Genomic DNA, 17,077 nt, shown 5'->3' with positions numbered 1-17,077 from the left:
CGTGGTGTTCACCGGGATCACCCTAGTCGGCGATCGGCGCCCACTCCTGGTCGAACGGATCCGCGTGATCGGGGAACCGCGAGCCGCTCCGCACCGTCTGACTTCGAGACGGTGCTAGCACGCGAGTGAACGGTGGACTGCAGTGGCCGAGAGCGGTACGACATTCGACGTCCGAGTGGACGGTCTGCACGACGGTGCCGGCCGTCTGACCGACGCCGCACTCCTCGTGCGGGACGCGTCCACGGTGGCACGGGGTGCAACGGGCTCCGCGGCGACGCTCGGCCTCGTCGGAGCCGACTTCGGAGTCGCGTTCGCCGGTGCCGCGGCGCGCTACGCCGACGGCCTCGGCGCGCTGTCCGACCTGTTCGAGCACCTCGGGTCGTCCGTGCAGTCCGCAGCGCGGTCCTACGACGACGGCGACACCTCGCTGTCCGACGTGCTGATCGGCACCGGTGCACCGCGATGATCGATCTGCTGGCCGCGCCCCTCGAGACTCTGATCCGCTCTCTCGGCACCGGCCGTCCGTCCCCCGACACCGATTCCCTCGACTCGGGCATCGCGTCACTGTCCGACGCCTCGCGACAGGTGACCGACGGAGTCACCGCTCTCTCGGACGCGTGGTCCGGACCCGCGTCCGAGGCCGCTCTCGACCTCACCGTGCGCGGCGCCGCCGCGGCCGGGTCGATGATCGAGCACGCCGGCGCGCTGCAGTCACTCGCCGCCGAGGCGCAGGCGAGCGTCGCGCGTGGGGTCGCCGAGCTGCAGACCATCATGGCCGCTTTCCTCACGGGCGCAGCGGCACTCGCGCCCGCGGCCCTCACTCCCCCGGGACAGACCGCACTCATCGCCCACGCGACGCACCACCTCGACAATGCTCTCGCCGTCCACGCTCGGGTGCGAGCAGAGCTCGATGCCCTGGCCGCCCGCGTCGGCGCACTCGTCGTGCCGGAGGTTCCCGCGCTTCCGTCTCTGCCCGCGTCGCCGGACGCGGCTCTCCGCGGGCTGTTCGCGCCGACGGCTCCGGAGCAGCCGGCCGATCCGGCGTCGCCCGGCGCCGACGGGACCGGCACGCTCGTGACGCTTCCCGACGGCAGCACCGCCATGGCGCCCAACGAGCGCGCGGCCGGAGCCGTCCGCTTCGCGCTCGCCCAGCAGGGCACGCCGTACGTATGGGGTGGCACCACCCCCGGCCAGGGCCTGGACTGCAGCGGACTCACACAGAGCGCGTACGGCACCGCCGGAGTGGACCTGCCGCGGCTCGCGGCCGACCAGGCGGTGGGCAGCCCGGTGAGCGCCGAGGACCTGATGCCGGGCGACCTCGCCGTGTGGGACGGTCACGTCGCGATGGTGGTGGGGAACGGTCAGATGGTGGAGGCGGGCGACCCGGTCAGCGTCAGTGCCGTCCGGACGTCGAACGTCGGCATGAGCTTCCACGGCTTCTACCGGCCGACCGCATGACCGGCGGACACGCCACCTCGCGCGCCGGACGCATCGTGGTGCTGCCGTCCGGCGAGATCGTGGACCTGGAGCTCGAACGTAGGGAGCTCGCCTTCGGGGGTTCCGCGGTGGCTGCCGCGGTGCGGATGCTGCACGGGCTCGCGCATCCGGTGGCGCCGGTGCCCACGGCGGGCCCTGCCGACGACGAGCTCGTCGAGATCGGCTCGTCCGGTTCGGCACGACGCGTGTCCGCCCTGCTGCACCGGACTCTCGACGACCTGGCCCGCGTGCGCGGTCGCAACGACAGGGACGACGCGCTCGTCCGGGCCGAGGTGGACGCGCACGGACGTCTGGTCGGCCTCACCGTCGAGGACGACGTCCGAGAGATGCGCTGTCATCGGGTCGAGGCGGCGATCGTCCACGCGGTGAACACAGCCGTTCTGGCCGTCGTTCTCGAGCGTGCCGACATCCACGCCGCCCTGCGTCTGGGGCTCGACACGGCGTCCAGTGAGGACGCCCGGCGGCTGGGATAGGCTCGCGGCCATGGCTGGAGACATCGTCCCGATCGAACTCGGTGTGACTGCCGGCGACCTCGTCACCCTGTGGGCGCCCGAGTGGCGTGAGGACGGCGAGGAGTGGGAGGCCTTCCTCGGTCGCGAGGACGATCTCTACGCGTTCCCGTCGGTGGCCGAGATGGCGGCGTTCATCCGCACCGACACCGACAACGACCTCGTCGACCATCCGCAGTGGCGCACCGTCGTCGCGCTCTCCGCAGCGCACATCGAGCCGGACGACGACCACGTCTACGACCTCGTGGGCGTTCCGGAGCTCGCCGCGGGGGATCCGGACGAGGACTCCATCATCGAGCTGGCCCGCTCCCTCGAGATGGCACGCACCCTCGGCGAGGTCTGCGAACTGGATGCCGTCACTCGCTTCTTCTCTGCCAACGCGCTTCTCGGAGTGCTGTCCCGCGGTGCCGACGCCTTCGTCGGGCGTGAGGGCTCGCAGCTGTGGAACCGTATCGGTGCCGTCGTGGCGAAGGGGTGGGACGCCGTCCTCGACGCCATCGACACCGTCCTGACCACTCCCGACGTCGATGCCGAGGCGACCGCCGTGGCCGATGCGGAGATCACGGCCGCAGCCGAGAACATCGTCGACGCAGAGGATCTGGACGACGAGGACATCGACACCGACGACGACACCGCGTCGGACGACTCCGATGTGCTCGTGGCGCCCGTCGACACCGAGGACGAGGACGAGACCTTCTGGGGCTCGGTGGGTATCGATCCGGTGCGCATCATCACCTCCGAGGACACGTACTACACGCTGCGCTGCTACCTCGACGACGAGCCGCTGTTCCTGGGACGGTCGGGCGCGATCTTCGTGTTCGGCAGCGAGCGGGCGCTCGCCCGCTACCTGGCCGACGATCACGACCACGACCTCACGACGGTGAGCACCTACGACGACGTGCGCACCGCTGCCGTCGACGGCTCTCTCGACGTGCAGGTGACCGACGAGAACGTGTACGTGCTGCCCGGGCTCGCCGACGACCTGGCCCGCGGGCCGGAATCCGTCGACGCCGATCAGCTCGATCTCGCCGTCGAACTGTTCACCGACGCAGCCGACTACGCCAAGGACGCGTCCGTCGAGGAGGCACTGGCGCCGGCCACTCCCCTCGGCTGGCTCATCTCCTACATCCTCGAGCCGGTGGACGGACGCATGGCTCCGAGCGCCCCGTTCGACGCAGAGGCGGAGTCGTGGCGCGCCCTCGAGCGCGAGTTCGAGACCCGGTTGCGTCCGACCACCTGACTGTCGGCGCGCCGATCAGGCGCGCAGGATCTTCGCCATCGGTCGCCCCTTGGCGAGCTCGTCGACGAGCTTGTCGAGGCGACGGATATTCTGCATCAGCGGATCCTCCACCGACTCGACCCGCACCCCACACACCGACCCCGTGATGAGCGGCGCGTTCGGGTTCAGCTGCGCGGCCTCGAAGAAATCGAGGAACGTCGTGTCCGCCGAGAGGTGCTGCGCCAACTCGGCGTCGTCGAAGCCCGTGAGCCAGCGGACGACCTCGTCGAGCTCGTCCTTCGTCCGACCCTTGCGCTCCACCTTGGTGACGTAGTGCGGGTACACGGACGAGACGGGGGTGGTGAAGATGCGGTGCACGAGTGGGAGTGTAGCTGCGGGGTGGCTTAATGGCGGTTAACGCACCGTCTGTATTCACAGACGGGCCACGAACTCTGGACAACATACGTACCTCACCCACCTGTACCGAATCCGGTGGCGGCGCGTTTAAGGCATCTGAAGAAGGCGTTTTCATCATCGCCGACGTAAGCTTCGAGACATCCGCTGACTACGACGCTTACCAGTACCAAGGTGAGAGCGTGGCACCGGCGATCAACGGCCTCATGAACCCCGCCCGCTTCGGCGGAATCGAAGCTGACGGGACCACTGACACCGACATCTACCCCAGTTCCGCCTTTACCTGTGACGAAGCAGAAACAGCCGGTTTCAGCGACGCGTACGCACCGTCATCCAAGTACCGCGGAACTTACGTCTTTGAAGCCGCTCCCGGCATGAAGAGCATCTACCTTCCCGCGCCGTCAGGACGCAATGGGTGGGAATGGGTGGTGCCCGCGCCCCAGTAGCGGTTCGGCGCACGAGACGGTCGAAAGCGAGGGTGGCCGGTGGGCGGCCCCTCCGTGCCGGTGGAGGTCACGTAGCGATCGGTTGGGTTAACCGATTCTGACTGCCGGATACCTTTCCACCGGTTGTCAACCCGCTAGCCATTATCGCTCGGCTAGGACGTCGTTCTAGTTCGTGGGCCAACAGTTCGATACCGTTGCCTCCGCATTCCGCAACAACAAGTCCGGATTGGAGTTCGAGTGCCTTGCGGTCTGCATCGCTTGGCCCCGGCCAACTGGTCGGACAAGGTAACGGTTCGGTGCGCGCTGCGTCGTGATTGGCGGCGATTCGGCGCAGTTCGGCTCTCAGCTCCCAGGCGACGGCGGTGGCCGCGGCCCGCTCGTCAAGGTGGGAGTAAAGAATGCGCGCAAAGGCCGCAAACTCCGACTTGTTCTCTGCTGTCCATACAACCTCGACGGGTTCCGGCGGCGCACCCGAAACCGTTTCCATAATCTCCGCCCGGCGCTTGCTTGCTCGTTGCCAATGACTCCCTCGTAATGGAACCCTCGGATCCGCTATGGCCGTCACGTTTCTGCGTGACGGCTTCAATGCCGACGACGGTCGCAACCGCGAATGGGTTGCCACACTGCCAAAAAATCCGCTACCCCAACAACACCCGATACCCGGGCTTCACGACGTCGTCGATCAACGCCAACCTCTGATCGAACGGCAGGAACGACGACTTGAGCGCGTTGATCGTGAACCGCTCGAGGTCCGACCACCCGTAGCCGAATGCCGTGGCCAGCCGGTACATCTCCTTGCTCATCGAGGTGTCGCTCATCAACCGGTTGTCCGTGTTCACGGTGACGCGGAACCGTAAGCGGGCCAGAATGTCGAAGGGGTGCTCCTCGATGCTGGCCACGGCGCCCGTCTGGACGTTGGAGCTGGGGCACAGTTCCAGGGGAATGCGCTTGTCCCGCACATAGTTCGCGAGCTGGCCGAGTTCGCGGGCACCGTCGGCGTTCGTGGTGATGTCGTCGACGATGCGCACTCCGTGGCCCAACCGGTCCGTGCCACAGAACGCGATCGCTTCGTGGATGGAAGGCAGGCCGAACGCCTCGCCGGCGTGAATGGTGAAGTGCGCGTTGTTCGCCCGCATGTACTCGAACGCGTCGAGGTGCCGGCTCGGGGGGAAGCCCGCTTCCTTGCCGGCGATGTCGAAGCCCGCGACACCCTGGTCGCGGTACCGGACCGCCAGTTCGGCGATCTCGCGGGAACGGGCGGCATGCCGCATCGCGGTGAGGAGGCATCCGATGACGATGGGTCGACCGGCCGCACGGGCGGCGCTCTCGCCCTGGCGGAACCCTTCCAGGGTGTGCTCGACCACCTCGTCCAGTGTCAGCCCCTTCTCCAGGTGCTGCTCGGGCGCGTAGCGCACCTCGGCGTAGACGACACCGTCGGCGGCCAGGTCCTCGGCGCACTCGCGCGCCACGCGCTGCAGGCCCTCGGCCGTCTGCATGACGGCGACGGTGTGCGCGAACGTCTCGAGATACAGCTCCAGGGAGCCGCTGTCGGCGGCGTCGCGGAACCACCGGCCGAGACTCTCCGCGTCCGACGCGGGAAGCCCGTCGTACCCGCACTCGCTCGCCAGTTCCAGCACGGTCGACGGCCGGAGCCCGCCGTCGAGATGGTCGTGCAACAACGCCTTCGGCGCGCGGGCGATGTTCTGCATGTCCAGGGGTGCCGGACCGCTCAGTCGTGCCGCGCTGTCCGGAGCAACCGTCAGATCTTCATCCATGTCCCGACTGTAGTGTTCGCGGCCGCGCCTCGCGCCCCTCGCCTACAGCGGGTCGAGGATGCGTTTGAGGAACTGTTGCGTCCTCTCCTGCGCCGGGTGCGTCAGCACATCGGTGGGGGTGCCTCTCTCGACCACGACTCCCCCGTCGACGAACAGCACCTGGTCGGCCACCTGCTGCGCGAACCGGATCTCGTGAGTGACCACGACCATGGTCCAGCCCTCGCTCGCGAGGTTCTTCATGACCGACAGCACCTCGCCGACGAGCTCGGGATCGAGCGCCGAGGTGGGCTCGTCGAACAGCATGAGCTCGGGCGCCAGGGCGAGTGCACGGGCGATCCCGACGCGTTGCTGCTGGCCACCCGACAGCTGGAACGGGTACTGGTCCTCCTTGCCGGTGAGACCGACCTGCGCGAGCAGTTCCCTGCCCGCCGCCTCGGCCTCCGCCCGCGGGTGCTTCTGCACGATCACGGGACCCTCGACGACGTTCTGCAGCACCGTCTTGTGCGGGAACAGGTTGTGGCTCTGGAACACCATGCCGCTCTGTGCACGCAGCGCTGCCGTTGCCGACCGGACGCGGCCACGCGGAGCCGACGCCAGCTCACCGAAGTCCGCGGACACGTCGCCGATGCGCACGGTGCCGGAGTCCACCGGGTCGAGCGCGTTGAGCCCGCGCAGCAGCGTGGTCTTGCCGGAGCCCGACGGACCCACGACGACGGTGACCGTGCCGCGGTCGGCGGTGAAGTCGACTCCCTGCAGGACGTGGTTGTCGCCGAACGACTTCCGCAGTCCCGTCGCCTCGATCAAGGGCTTCTCGGTCATCGCGCCACGTACCTGTCCAGTCGGGTCTCGAGTCTGCCCTGCACGGAGGACAGGACGATGCAGATGATCCAGTAGTACACCGCGGCCACCGAGTAGAGCGCGAAGAAGTCGAAGGTGGGGGCCGCCGCGAGCTGCGCCACGCGGAGCAGCTCGGTGACCAGGATCGTGGACGCCAGCGATGTGTCCTTCACCAACGAGATCAACGTGTTGGACAACGGCGGCACCGCGGTGCGCAGCGCCTGCGGCAGGACGATGCGCTGCAGCGTGGTGCGGTACCCCATGCCGATGGTCTCGGCCGCCTCCCACTGGCCCTTGGGCACGCCGAGAATGGCTGCCCGCACGATCTCGGCCGCGTACCCGCCGACGTTGATGCTGAACGCCACCACCGCCGCCGGGAACGGCGAGATGACCACCCCGAACTGCGGCAACGCGTAGAACACGATGAACAGCTGCAGCAGCAACGGAGTGCCGCGGACGATCGAGACGTAGAAGCGCGCGAGCAGCGACAGGGGTCGGATCGACGAGATTCGGGCCAGTGCCACTGCCAGCGCGATCGCGAGACCGATGACGAAGCTGATCGCGGTGAGCGGCAACGTCGTGGTGACGGTGGCCTTCAGCATCGGCACCAGGTTGCGGGTGATCAGTTCCTGAGTCGACTCGGTGGCCCCTGCCTCGGCGGTGGGAGCGGTGGCCGCGGCGGTCTGCGGATCCGGCACCGCGACATCGGAGCCGAAGTAACGCTCCGAGGCCGCCGCCAGCGTGCCGTCGTCCTGCAGTTCCTCCAGCGCGGTGTTCACCTGCTCCATCAGGCCGCTGTCCTTGCGGGCGGCGAAGGCCTGCAGGCTGGTGTCCCCGGTCTGGGCGGCGACGGCGACACCCGTGTCCCCGGTCTGCGCGAAGTACTCGGCGATGGCGAGCGAGTCGTTGACGGTGGCGTCGACACGGCCGTCCTTGACCAGCGTCACCGCCTGGACGAATCCCTCGACGGCCTGCACCTGAGCGCCTGCGTCGGTGGCCACCTCGGCCCAGTTGCTCGTCGACGACTGCGCCGTGGTCCGGCCGGCCAGATCCGCCAGCGAGGTGATCGACGTGTCCCCGGCCCGCGCGACGATCTCGCCCTCGGAGACGGTGTACGGCCGCGAGAGGTCGTACTTGGCCTGCCGTTCGTCGTTGACGGTCACTTGGTTTGCGATGAGGTCGAACCGGCCGGACTCGAGACCGGCGAAGATCGAGTCGAACGGCGTCTGGACGAACTCGACGCGTACGCCGAGTTTCTCCCCGACCGCGCGGACGACGTCGATGTCGTACCCCGTCAGGTCACCGTCGGACCCCTGGAAACTGAAGGGGCTGTACGTGCCCTCCGTGCCGACCACGAGCACACCGTTGTCGGTGACCGTGTCGATCAACGGCTCGTCCGAGGACGACCCGCACGCGCCCAGCAGGATCGCGAGCATCACCCCCACCAGCGTGACGAGGAACCACCGAGCGCGCGTCACACTACGTACCGATCCGATCCAGGATCAGCGGCGAGACGGCAGGAGCGTCGTCGCCGACGGCCCATCCGTCCGTCAGTGCCTCGAGCGCACCGTCGAACCGTTCCGGGGTGTCCGTGTGCAGCGTGAAGACCACACTCCCGGCGGACACCCGCTCTCCCGGTCTGACATGCATGCGCACCCCTGCTCCTGCCTGGACCTGCTGGCCCTGCCGCTCGCGCCCGGCACCCAGCCGCCAGGCGGCGATACCCACCGCCATGGCGTCCACACGGGTGACCACGCCGTCGCGGTCGGCCACGACGTCGTGAGTATGTCGTGCCACGGGCAGCGGCGCATCGGGATCGCCACCCTGTCCGGCGATCATCGACCGCCACCGGTCCATGGCCGTGCCGTCGCGCAGTTTGTCGGCCGGATCGACACCGTCGAGTCCGGCGGCCGCGACCATCTCGCGCGCCAGCGCGAGAGTCAGCTCGACGACGTCCGCGGGGCCGCCGCCGGCCAGGACGTCGAGGGATTCCTGCACCTCGAGAGCGTTGCCGGCGGTGAGGCCGAGCGGGGTGGACATGTCGGTGACCAGGGCGACCGTGTTGACGCCCGAGTCGGTGCCGAGCTCGACCATCGTCGCGGCGAGCTCGCGCGCCTGATCCAGCGACTTCATGAACGCACCCGATCCGCACTTCACGTCCAGAACCAGTGCGCCCGTCCCCTCGGCGATCTTCTTGCTCATGATCGACGCGGCGATCATCGGGATCGACTCGACAGTGCCGGTGACGTCGCGCAGGGCGTAGAGCTTCTTGTCCGCCGGGGCCAGATCCGCACCCGCAGCGCAGATCACCGCGCCGACAGCGGGGTCGTCGAGGAGTCGGGTCATCTCGTCGGCCGTGAGATCGGCCCGCCAGCCCGGAATGGACTCCAGCTTGTCCAGCGTGCCGCCGGTGTAGCCGAGACCGCGTCCCGACAGCTGCGGCACCGCCGCACCGCACGCCGCGACGAGGGGTGCGAGCGGGAGCGTGATCTTGTCCCCGATACCGCCCGTGGAGTGCTTGTCGACGGTGGGACGCGAGATGGACGAGAAGTCCATGCGGCTGCCCGAGGCGATCATCGCGTCGGTCCACTGACGGATCTCCACGCGTGTCATGCCGCGCAGCAGAATGGCCATCGTGAGGGCCGACATCTGCTCGTCCGCCACGTCGCCACGGGTGTACGCGTCGACCATCCATGAGATCTGGTCCGAAGAAAGGGTGTGGCCATCGCGTTTGGTGGCTATCACCGATACGGCATCAGGCATCGGTCACCGCCTTCTCGGCGGTGCTCGAGACCTGCCCGGCGGCGAGATCGTCGGGGCCGAACGCCTCGGGGAGGAGGTCGCTCAGTGGACGCACACCCGACGCCGTGTCGATCAGCAGATCGCCTCCGCCGAACTCGAACAGAAGCTGCCGACAACGGCCGCACGGCAGCAGGATCGAGCCTCGACTGTCGCAGCACGAGAACGCGATCAGACGTCCGCCGCCGCTCGCATTCAGCGCCGACACCAGTCCGCACTCGGCGCAGAGCCCGAGACCGTATGAGACATTTTCCACATTGCATCCGGCGACGATGCGTCCGTCGTCCACTGTCGCAGCGGCCCCCACGGGGTAGTTCGAATAGGGCGCGTAGGCGTGGGTCATAGCCTCACGAGCACTGTCGCGCAAGGATTTCCAGTCGACTTCCGGCATGAGGGCGATCCTGTCACGTCGAGGCTGCCACTGCAGGCAACTCCGAGCGACCCACCAGGTCATTGGACAGGCAAACCTAACTTCCGGTCGGCAGGGAAACGCCAGGCCCAACGCGAATTAGTGCGTGTCCGAGCATGGGATTAGAGTTCGAAGAAGTCGTTTCACACACACGATCGAGCTGGATTTCTCCGGTATCTCTCCGGGCGTCTTCGCTCGTCGCGTCCATCAATGATGTTGGAGGCACTGCACTCGATGGCTAGCACGACCGAAGCCGCCCCGACGCGGGAGCGCACGCGGTCTCTGTACCGCGGAGACCCTGGCATGTGGTCCTGGGTTCTGCACCGGATCACCGGTGTCGTCACGTTCTTCTTCCTGTTCGTGCACGTCCTGGACACGGCGCTCGTCCGCGTCGATCCCCAGGCGTACAACGACGTGATCGACACGTACAAGACGCCGATCGTCGGCCTGATGGAGCTCGGCCTGGTGGCCGCGGTGCTCTACCACGCACTCAACGGCATCCGAGTCATGCTCGTCGACTTCTGGTCGAAGGGAACCCAGTACCAGCGCCTCATGCTGTGGGTCATCCTGGGCATCTGGTTCGTCGTCATGATCCCGGGCGCGGCACGCATCCTCTACAACACCTTCACCGGGGGGCACTGAGCCATGGCGACCACCGACGCAGGTGCCAAGCAGGCACGCACGCTGGGAACGTCTCACGACCGTCCCGCCAGCCTCGACAATCCGCGCTCACCGCGCCGGAAGAACCGCGGCAACTTCGAGCTCTACGCATGGCTGTTCATGCGCTTCTCCGGACTCGCGCTCGTCGTCCTCGTCCTCGGCCACATGTCCATCATGTTGCTGCTCGACGACGGTGTTCACCGCATCAACTTCGCCTTCGTGGCCGGCCGCTGGTCGAGCCCGTTCTGGCAGGTGTGGGACCTGACGATGCTCTGGTTGGCGCAGCTGCACGGCGGCAACGGTCTGCGGACCGTCATCGCCGACTACTCGCGCAAGGACTCCACGCGGTTCTGGCTCACCACGCTTCTGGTGCTCTCGATGATCCTCATCATGGGTCTGGGCACGTATGTCATCTTCACGTTCGACCCCAACATCACCGCCAGCTAGGGGAGAGTGCACATGCAGGAACATCGTTACGACGTACTGATCGTCGGTGCCGGTGGTGCAGGTATGCGCGCGGCGATCGAGGCCGGTCCGCGCGCCCGCACCGCGGTGCTCACGAAGCTCTACCCCACTCGCAGCCACACCGGCGCGGCGCAGGGCGGCATGTGTGCTGCCCTCGCCAACGTCGAGGAGGACAACTGGGAGTGGCACACCTTCGACACGATCAAGGGCGGCGACTACCTGGTCGACCAGGACGCTGCCGAGATCATGGCGAAGGAGGCCATCGACGCGGTCCTCGACCTCGAGAAGATGGGCCTGCCGTTCAACCGCACGCCCGAGGGCAAGATCGACCAGCGTCGCTTCGGCGGGCACACCCGTGACCACGGCAAGGCGCCCGTGCGCCGTGCGTGTTACGCCGCCGACCGCACCGGTCACATGATCCTCCAGACGCTGTACCAGCAGTGCGTCAAGCACGACGTGGAGTTCTTCAACGAGTTCTACGCACTGGACATCGCGCTGACGGAGACCGACGAGGGCCCCGTGGCCACCGGCGTCATCGCCTACGAGCTGGCCACCGGCGAGCTGCACGTGTTCCACGCGAAGTCGATAGTGTTCGCCACCGGCGGTTCGGGTCGTATCTACAAGACCACCTCGAACGCCCACACCCTCACCGGTGACGGCATGAGCATCATCTTCCGCAAGGGCCTGCCGCTCGAGGACATGGAGTTCCACCAGTTCCACCCGACCGGCCTCGCCGGACTGGGCATCCTCATCTCCGAGGCCGTGCGCGGTGAGGGCGGAATCCTCCGCAACGCGGACGGTGAACGCTTCATGGAGCGCTACGCCCCCACCATCAAGGACCTCGCGCCGCGCGACATCGTCGCCCGCTCGATGGTGCTCGAGGTGCTCGAAGGTCGCGGTGCCGGACCGAACAAGGACTACGTCTACATCGACGTGACCCACCTCGGCGCCGACGTCCTCGAGGAGAAGCTCCCGGACATCACGGAGTTCTCCCGCACGTACCTGGGCGTCGACCCGGTCACCGAGCTGGTGCCCGTGTACCCGACGTGCCACTACGTCATGGGCGGCATCCCGACCAAGATCCGCGGTGAGGTGCTCCGCAACAACGACGACGTCGTTCCCGGCCTCTTCGCCGCCGGCGAGTGCGCCTGCGTGTCCGTGCACGGCTCCAACCGTCTCGGCACCAACTCGCTGCTCGACATCAACGTGTTCGGCCGTCGCGCCGGCATCGCTGCCGCCGAGCACGCCAACAGCGTCGACTTCACCCCGCTGCCCGAGGCTCCGCAGAAGATGGTCGAGGAATGGCTCGAACTCATCCTCTCGGATCACGGCAACGAGAAGGTCGCGACCATCCGCACCGAGCTGCAGCAGTCGATGGACAACAACGCGTCCGTCTTCCGTACCGAGGACACCCTCAAGCAGGCCCTGAGCGACATCCAGGGACTGAAGGAGCGTTACGGCCGGATCACCGTGCAGGACAAGGGCAAGCGCTACAACAGCGACCTGCTCGAGGCCGTCGAGCTCGGCTTCCTGCTGGAGATGGCGGAGGTCACCGTCGCCGGTGCTCTCAACCGCAAGGAGACTCGCGGCGGACACGCCCGCGAGGACTACCCGGAGCGCGACGACGTCAACTTCATGCGCCACACCATGGCGTACAAGGTGGGCGAGGGTCTGCTCTCCGATATCCGCCTCGACTACAAGCCCGTGGTGCAGACCCGCTACGAGCCGATGGAGCGTAAGTACTGATGAGCGCACCCGCTATCGACAAGTCCGAAGACAAGGGCGGTCTGCCTGCGGTTCCGGACGAAGCAGTGATGGTCACACTGAAGATCGCTCGCTTCAACCCGGAGGACGACAAGGGTTCGCACTGGGACAGCTTTCAGGTCCCCACCCTGCCGACCGACCGTCTTCTCAACCTGATGCTGTACGTGAAGAACTACCTGGACGGCACGTTCTCGTTCCGCCGCTCGTGCGCGCACGGCGTGTGCGGCAGCGACGCGGTCCGTGTCAACGGTGTCAACCGCCTGGCCTGCAAGGTCCTGATGCGCGACATGCTCCCGAAGGACTCCTCGAAGTCCCTCACCATCACGATCGAGCCCATCCGCGGTCTGCCCGTGGAGAAGGACCTCATCGTGAACATGGAGCCGTTCTTCGACGCGTTCCGTGCCGTCAAGCCCTACCTGATGACGTCCGGCAACGAGCCCACGCGTGAGCGCATCCAGTCGGCCGCCGACCGCGCGCGGTTCGACGACACCACCAAGTGCATCCTGTGCGCGTGCTGCACCACCTCGTGCCCCGTGTACTGGAACGACGGCAGCTACTTCGGTCCCGCCGCCATCGTCAACGCACACCGCTTCATCTTCGACAGCCGTGACGAGGGCGCTCCCGAGCGCCTGGACATCCTCAACGACGTCGAGGGTGTGTGGCGCTGTCGCACCACCTTCAACTGCACCGACGCGTGCCCCCGTGGCATCCAGGTGACGAAGGCGATCCAGGAAGTCAAGCGCGCACTGCTCTTCGCACGCTGATGTGCGCTTCGCGCCCGTGAGTCTTTTGTGCATCCCTGGATGCGCAAAAGACTCACGGGCGGCGGAGCCGCACTAGACGAACGCCGAGTGCCCCGTCACTCCCCTGCCGACGATGAGGTTGTTCATCTGCGACGTGCCCTCGTACGAGTACAGCGCCTCGGCATCGGTGAAGTAACGGATCACGTCGTAGTCGAGCACGATGCCGTTGCCCCCCATGATCTCTCGGGCCCAGCCCACCACCTCACGCAATCGCGTGGTGGTGTAGCTCTTGGACAGTGCCGCGTGCTCGTCGTGCTGCACCCCGGAGTCCTGTAGCTGCGACACCCGCAGCGCCATCCCGAGGCACGCGGTGATGTTGCCGGCCATGCGCGCGATCAGGTCCGAGATCAACTGGAACGACGCGATGGGCGCCCCGAACTGCTCGCGCTCCTGTGCGTAGGCCACCGCCTTCTCGAAGGCACCGATCATCACTCCGACCGCGCCCCACGCGACGCCGCCGCGGGTGAGGGACAGGACCTTGGCGGTGTCGGCGAACGAGTTCGCGTGCTCGAGTTTGTTCGCGGTGGGCACCCGGCAGTCCTCGAAGTACAGATCTGCGTTCTCGACCGCGCGCAGCGAGTACTTGCGCTCGATCTTCTCCGCACGGAACCCCTCGGGGAAGCCGTCGTCCCCCTTCTCGAGGACGAAGCCCTTCACCTCACCGTCCGCCTCGTCCTTCGCGTAGACGATGATCAGGTCGGCGAAGGTGGCGTTGCCGATCCACCGCTTGCTGCCGTTGAGGATCCAGTGGTCGCCGTCGAGCCGCGCCGTGGTCTCCAACCCGCCGGCGACGTCGGAACCGCCGTGCGGCTCGGACAGGCCGAAGGCGCCGATCTTCTCCATGCGGCGCATGGCCGGGAGCCACCGCTCCTTCTGCTCGTCCGAGCCCAGGATGGCGATGCTGCTCATCGCGAGCCCGCTGTGGACGGTGAACATGGTGCCCGTGGACGGATCGACCCGCGAGAACTCCATGCCCAGCCACCCGGTGAAGACCTTGCGTGCGGGCGCGCGACCGTCGAACTCGTACTCCAGACCGACGATTCCTAGATCGGCCAGGCGCGGGAGCAGATGGACCGGTGACTCCGCCTTCTCCCAGAACTCGTTCGCGCGCGGGGCGACCTCGTCCTCGAGGAAGCGACGCACCACCCCGACCGTCTCCGACTCCTCGTCCGTCAGAATGCCCTGGTAGCCGAACATGTCCGCGGCGAGGAACCCCTTCGAGAGAGGTCCCAGCGGTTCGTGCTTGCTCATGTGCGGCTCCTGTGTCGGTCGTCCGGCGAGTGGTCGGGTGACGCCTGTGTCTGTCACCGTGCTGCACGGATACCCCGACTGTCCCGAGATCAGTCGAACCCGTCGAACGGATCTCGAGGTGTTCTCGAGGTCTCCGGAGTCCCCGTTGTGCGGTCTCGACGAGGTGGGGCCATAGTTGAGCGGTGACAGAACCCGGGGGCAGCTCGACGACGTCCGAACCCACCATCGGCCGCGGGCTGGTCCTCCTGCTGGCCGTCACCTGCGGTGTCCTGGTCGCGAATCTGTACTACGCGCAACCGCTGCTCGACACGATCGCCCGCTCCTTCGACATCGAGGAGGGCACGGCGGGGATCCTCGTCACCACCGCGCAGATCGGCTACGCCATCGGTCTGGCGTTCCTCGTCCCGCTCGGCGACCTGATCGAACGGCGGCGCCTCATCGTCACCGCCGCCCTGATCTGCGCCGTCGCGGACGGCATCGCCGTGGTGTCCCCCGGCTTCCCGATGCTCGCCGCCGCCCTCGTCCTCGCCGGGGTGGGAGCGTCCGCCGCCATGGTCATCGTCCCGCTCGCCTCGGCCCTCGCCGCGGAGGAGGATCGCGGACGCACCGTGGGCACCGTCATGAGCGGCCTGCTCACCGGAATCCTGCTCGCCCGCACCGTCAGTGGGTTCCTGTCCGAATTGGGCGGCTGGCGGTTGGTCTACGGGGTGGCCGCCGTGGCCATCGCCCTGCTCGCGGTGGTGCTGCGGAAGTACGTCCCGGTGTCGACCCCGGTGGTGACCGACACCTACCGCGGCATTCTCGGCTCCATCCTGACGCTCGTACGCGAACTCCGGGAGCTCCGGTTGCGCATGGCTCTGGGCGCGCTCCTCATGGCCGCGTTCTCGGTGCTGTGGACCGGGCTCGCGTTCCTGCTCGCGGCTCCGCCGTTCTCCTACGGTGACGCCGTCATCGGCCTGTTCGGCATCGCCGGGGTCGCCGGTGCGTTGATGGCACCCATCGCCGGGCGCATGACCGACAAGGGACACGGACGGCGCGCGACGACGCTGTGCCTGACGATCCTGCTGGCCAGCTGGGCGCTGCTCTTCCTCGGATCGGGCAGCTCCGCCGTGTGGGCCGTCGTCGTCCTGATCGTCGGCATCATGGCTCTCGACCTGGGCACCCAGGGCGCGCACATCAGCAATCAGAACGTCGTGTTCGTCCTGGATCCGCCGGCGCGAAACCGTCTCAACACCGCGTACATGGTGAGCTACTTCGGCGGCGGCGTCCTCGGTTCCGTCGCTGCGTCCGTCAGCTATTCCGTCGGTGGGTGGGCGGTGCTGTGCCTCACCGGGGCAGCGATCTCCCTCGCCGCACTCGCCATCTGGCTCCTCGGCCGGAGCGCGTCATCGGGGAGTGTTGTGCGGAGTGACCACGTGCACGGGTGACGGCTCGTCCCGAACACCGTCCAGGGCACCGGCGGCCTGCATGAGCAACCGGCACGCCGACCGCGCGTCGGCACGCAGATCATGGTGCAGCACAGCCGAGATGGAGCGCTCGGCCAGCAGCCGACGGTTGTCCGCGTCGAGGTCGTGGGCGATGAACACCCGGCACCGACGACCCACCCGCTCGAAGGCCCGCACGGTGGCGACGTTGCCGCCGCCGATGGAGTAGACCGCCTCGATGTCGGGGTGCTGCGTCAACGCCTCGACCACCAGGTCCTCGACCGTGTCGTCGAGTCCGCTGCTGCGGGCGATGTCGAACACGGCCCGCGGCACCCCGGACGCCGTGCGGCGCAGGGCCCGACGGAACCCGATCTCCCGTTCACCCTCGTTGCGGAACGTGTCGTGGCTCAAGGTGACCAGCACGCTCGACGTCGACTCCCCCAGCCACTGATCGACGAGGTACGCCGCGGTGGCGCCCGCGGCGCCGTCGTCGATGCCCACGTACGCGGTGCGCGCGCTCGACGGCACGTCGCTGACGTAGGTCACCACCGGGATGCCGGCTGCCACGACGGCGTCGAGCGCGTCGGACACCTGCGGATCGTCCGGCGCCTTGACGATCAGTCCGTGCGAGCCGCGCGCGCGGATGCCGTCGAGCGTCTCGAGCATCGCGGGCACCGACTCCGTCTCCCGGAAGTGGAACCGCGACCGGACCACGGCCGGTGACAGCATCGGCAACTCGGCCTCGAGGGCGGACCGCACCTGGGAACAGAACCGCTCGGGTGCCTGCATGACCACGTCGACGAAG

General features: G+C 67.6%; 18 protein-coding genes. 10 read left to right on the top strand and 8 right to left on the bottom strand.

From position 1 onward, the window contains the following. Positions 1–142 precede the first annotated feature (142 nt). The 4 genes from ASG69_RS13830 to ASG69_RS13815 are packed head-to-tail and all read left to right on the top strand — an operon-like array spanning position 143 to position 3,246. Positions 143–466, top strand: coding sequence for a type VII secretion target (locus tag ASG69_RS13830; RefSeq protein ID WP_027503709.1), 324 nt, complete (start codon positions 143–145; stop codon positions 464–466). After that, positions 463–1,458 (top strand): C40 family peptidase, encoded by a 996-nt coding sequence (locus ASG69_RS22195; protein ID WP_082544643.1) that lies wholly within the window; start codon positions 463–465, stop codon positions 1,456–1,458. The genes ASG69_RS13830 and ASG69_RS22195 overlap by 4 nt, the downstream gene beginning before the upstream one ends. Further along, complete coding sequence (locus tag ASG69_RS13820) at positions 1,455–1,970, top strand: hypothetical protein (RefSeq protein WP_056447693.1); 516 nt, start codon at positions 1,455–1,457, stop codon at positions 1,968–1,970. The genes ASG69_RS22195 and ASG69_RS13820 overlap by 4 nt, the downstream gene beginning before the upstream one ends. A 10-nt stretch (positions 1,971–1,980) precedes the next feature. Further along, positions 1,981–3,246, top strand: a complete 1,266-nt coding sequence (locus ASG69_RS13815; RefSeq protein ID WP_056447691.1) for a hypothetical protein — start codon at positions 1,981–1,983, stop codon at positions 3,244–3,246. A 15-nt stretch (positions 3,247–3,261) separates the two neighbouring features. Here ASG69_RS13815 and ASG69_RS13810 read toward each other — a convergent pair whose 3' ends face one another. Continuing rightward, positions 3,262–3,603 carry a DUF2200 domain-containing protein gene (locus tag ASG69_RS13810; RefSeq protein ID WP_027503713.1) on the bottom strand — a complete coding sequence of 114 codons (342 nt, stop codon included), beginning with the start codon at positions 3,601–3,603 and terminating at the stop codon, positions 3,262–3,264. 29 nt (positions 3,604–3,632) lie between these two features. Here ASG69_RS13810 and ASG69_RS22520 point away from each other — a divergent pair, with 29 nt between their 5' ends. Next, a complete protein-coding gene (locus tag ASG69_RS22520; RefSeq protein WP_156380531.1) occupies positions 3,633–4,085 on the top strand; it encodes a hypothetical protein in 453 nt (150 codons plus the stop codon). A gap of 638 nt (positions 4,086–4,723) precedes the next feature. Here ASG69_RS22520 and ASG69_RS13805 read toward each other — a convergent pair. From ASG69_RS13805 to ASG69_RS13780, 5 genes are all read right to left on the bottom strand, one after another. Continuing rightward, entirely contained in the window at positions 4,724–5,794 is a 1,071-nt protein-coding gene (locus ASG69_RS13805) for an adenosine deaminase (RefSeq protein ID WP_037184105.1), read from the bottom strand. A 108-nt stretch (positions 5,795–5,902) separates the two neighbouring features. Beyond that, positions 5,903–6,679, bottom strand: a complete 777-nt coding sequence (locus ASG69_RS13800; protein WP_056447689.1) for an amino acid ABC transporter ATP-binding protein — start codon at positions 6,677–6,679, stop codon at positions 5,903–5,905. Beyond that, positions 6,676–8,133 carry an ABC transporter permease subunit gene (locus ASG69_RS22190; protein WP_082544655.1) on the bottom strand — a complete coding sequence of 486 codons (1,458 nt, stop codon included), beginning with the start codon at positions 8,131–8,133 and terminating at the stop codon, positions 6,676–6,678. The genes ASG69_RS13800 and ASG69_RS22190 overlap by 4 nt, the downstream gene beginning before the upstream one ends. A 43-nt stretch (positions 8,134–8,176) precedes the next feature. Further along, a complete protein-coding gene (locus ASG69_RS13785) occupies positions 8,177–9,460 on the bottom strand; it encodes a thymidine phosphorylase (protein WP_056447687.1) in 1,284 nt (427 codons plus the stop codon). Further along, complete coding sequence (locus tag ASG69_RS13780) at positions 9,453–9,887, bottom strand: cytidine deaminase (RefSeq protein WP_056447685.1); 435 nt, start codon at positions 9,885–9,887, stop codon at positions 9,453–9,455. Before ASG69_RS13780 ends, ASG69_RS13785 begins: the two co-directional genes overlap by 8 nt. Positions 9,888–10,139: 252 nt before the next feature. Here ASG69_RS13780 and sdhC point away from each other — a divergent pair, with 252 nt between their 5' ends. The 4 genes from sdhC to ASG69_RS13760 are packed head-to-tail and all read left to right on the top strand — an operon-like array spanning position 10,140 to position 13,558. Continuing rightward, entirely contained in the window at positions 10,140–10,547 is a 408-nt protein-coding gene (sdhC, locus tag ASG69_RS13775) for a succinate dehydrogenase, cytochrome b556 subunit (RefSeq protein ID WP_081821085.1), read from the top strand. 3 nt (positions 10,548–10,550) lie between these two features. Then, on the top strand, positions 10,551–11,012 hold the full coding sequence (locus tag ASG69_RS13770) for a succinate dehydrogenase hydrophobic membrane anchor subunit (protein WP_027503724.1): 462 nt from the start codon (positions 10,551–10,553) through the stop codon (positions 11,010–11,012). Positions 11,013–11,024: 12 nt separating this feature from the next. Next, positions 11,025–12,776 carry a succinate dehydrogenase flavoprotein subunit gene (gene sdhA, locus ASG69_RS13765; RefSeq protein ID WP_027503725.1) on the top strand — a complete coding sequence of 584 codons (1,752 nt, stop codon included), beginning with the start codon at positions 11,025–11,027 and terminating at the stop codon, positions 12,774–12,776. After that, a complete protein-coding gene (locus tag ASG69_RS13760) occupies positions 12,776–13,558 on the top strand; it encodes a succinate dehydrogenase iron-sulfur subunit (RefSeq protein WP_027503726.1) in 783 nt (260 codons plus the stop codon). The genes sdhA and ASG69_RS13760 overlap by 1 nt, the downstream gene beginning before the upstream one ends. A 72-nt stretch (positions 13,559–13,630) precedes the next feature. Here ASG69_RS13760 and ASG69_RS13755 read toward each other — a convergent pair whose 3' ends face one another. Then, on the bottom strand, positions 13,631–14,848 hold the full coding sequence (locus tag ASG69_RS13755; RefSeq protein ID WP_056447683.1) for an acyl-CoA dehydrogenase family protein: 1,218 nt from the start codon (positions 14,846–14,848) through the stop codon (positions 13,631–13,633). A 182-nt stretch (positions 14,849–15,030) separates the two neighbouring features. Between ASG69_RS13755 and ASG69_RS13750 the strand changes: the two genes are divergently transcribed. Then, positions 15,031–16,275, top strand: coding sequence for an MFS transporter (locus ASG69_RS13750; protein ID WP_056447681.1), 1,245 nt, complete (start codon positions 15,031–15,033; stop codon positions 16,273–16,275). Here ASG69_RS13750 and ASG69_RS13745 read toward each other — a convergent pair. Continuing rightward, on the bottom strand, positions 16,234–17,077 hold an 844-nt coding region (locus ASG69_RS13745), incomplete at its 5' end, for a substrate-binding domain-containing protein (protein ID WP_082546986.1). The two genes, ASG69_RS13750 and ASG69_RS13745, sit on opposite strands and share 42 nt — an antisense overlap.

Source organism: Rhodococcus sp. Leaf225 (assembly GCF_001426145.1).
GTDB lineage: Bacteria > Actinomycetota > Actinomycetes > Mycobacteriales > Mycobacteriaceae > Rhodococcoides.
This window is presented reverse-complemented; position numbering and strand designations above follow the sequence as displayed.

Excerpts from the sequence above, each read along its gene's own strand:
- ASG69_RS22190 (WP_082544655.1), bottom strand. The coding sequence starts at position 8,133 with ATGCTCGCGATCCTGCTGGGCGCGTGCGGGTCGTCCTCGGACGAGCCG.
- ASG69_RS13770 (WP_027503724.1), top strand. The coding sequence starts at position 10,551 with ATGGCGACCACCGACGCAGGTGCCAAGCAGGCACGCACGCTGGGAACG.
- ASG69_RS13785 (WP_056447687.1), bottom strand. The coding sequence starts at position 9,460 with ATGCCTGATGCCGTATCGGTGATAGCCACCAAACGCGATGGCCACACC.
- ASG69_RS13755 (WP_056447683.1), bottom strand. The coding sequence starts at position 14,848 with ATGAGCAAGCACGAACCGCTGGGACCTCTCTCGAAGGGGTTCCTCGCC.
- sdhA (WP_027503725.1), top strand. The coding sequence starts at position 11,025 with ATGCAGGAACATCGTTACGACGTACTGATCGTCGGTGCCGGTGGTGCA.
- ASG69_RS13760 (WP_027503726.1), top strand. The coding sequence starts at position 12,776 with ATGAGCGCACCCGCTATCGACAAGTCCGAAGACAAGGGCGGTCTGCCT.
- ASG69_RS13780 (WP_056447685.1), bottom strand. The coding sequence starts at position 9,887 with ATGCCGGAAGTCGACTGGAAATCCTTGCGCGACAGTGCTCGTGAGGCT.
- ASG69_RS13815 (WP_056447691.1), top strand. The coding sequence starts at position 1,981 with ATGGCTGGAGACATCGTCCCGATCGAACTCGGTGTGACTGCCGGCGAC.
- ASG69_RS13800 (WP_056447689.1), bottom strand. The coding sequence starts at position 6,679 with ATGACCGAGAAGCCCTTGATCGAGGCGACGGGACTGCGGAAGTCGTTC.
- ASG69_RS22195 (WP_082544643.1), top strand. The coding sequence starts at position 463 with ATGATCGATCTGCTGGCCGCGCCCCTCGAGACTCTGATCCGCTCTCTC.
- ASG69_RS13820 (WP_056447693.1), top strand. The coding sequence starts at position 1,455 with ATGACCGGCGGACACGCCACCTCGCGCGCCGGACGCATCGTGGTGCTG.
- ASG69_RS13805 (WP_037184105.1), bottom strand. The coding sequence starts at position 5,794 with ATGCAGAACATCGCCCGCGCGCCGAAGGCGTTGTTGCACGACCATCTC.
- sdhC (WP_081821085.1), top strand. The coding sequence starts at position 10,140 with ATGGCTAGCACGACCGAAGCCGCCCCGACGCGGGAGCGCACGCGGTCT.
- ASG69_RS22520 (WP_156380531.1), top strand. The coding sequence starts at position 3,633 with ATGGCGGTTAACGCACCGTCTGTATTCACAGACGGGCCACGAACTCTG.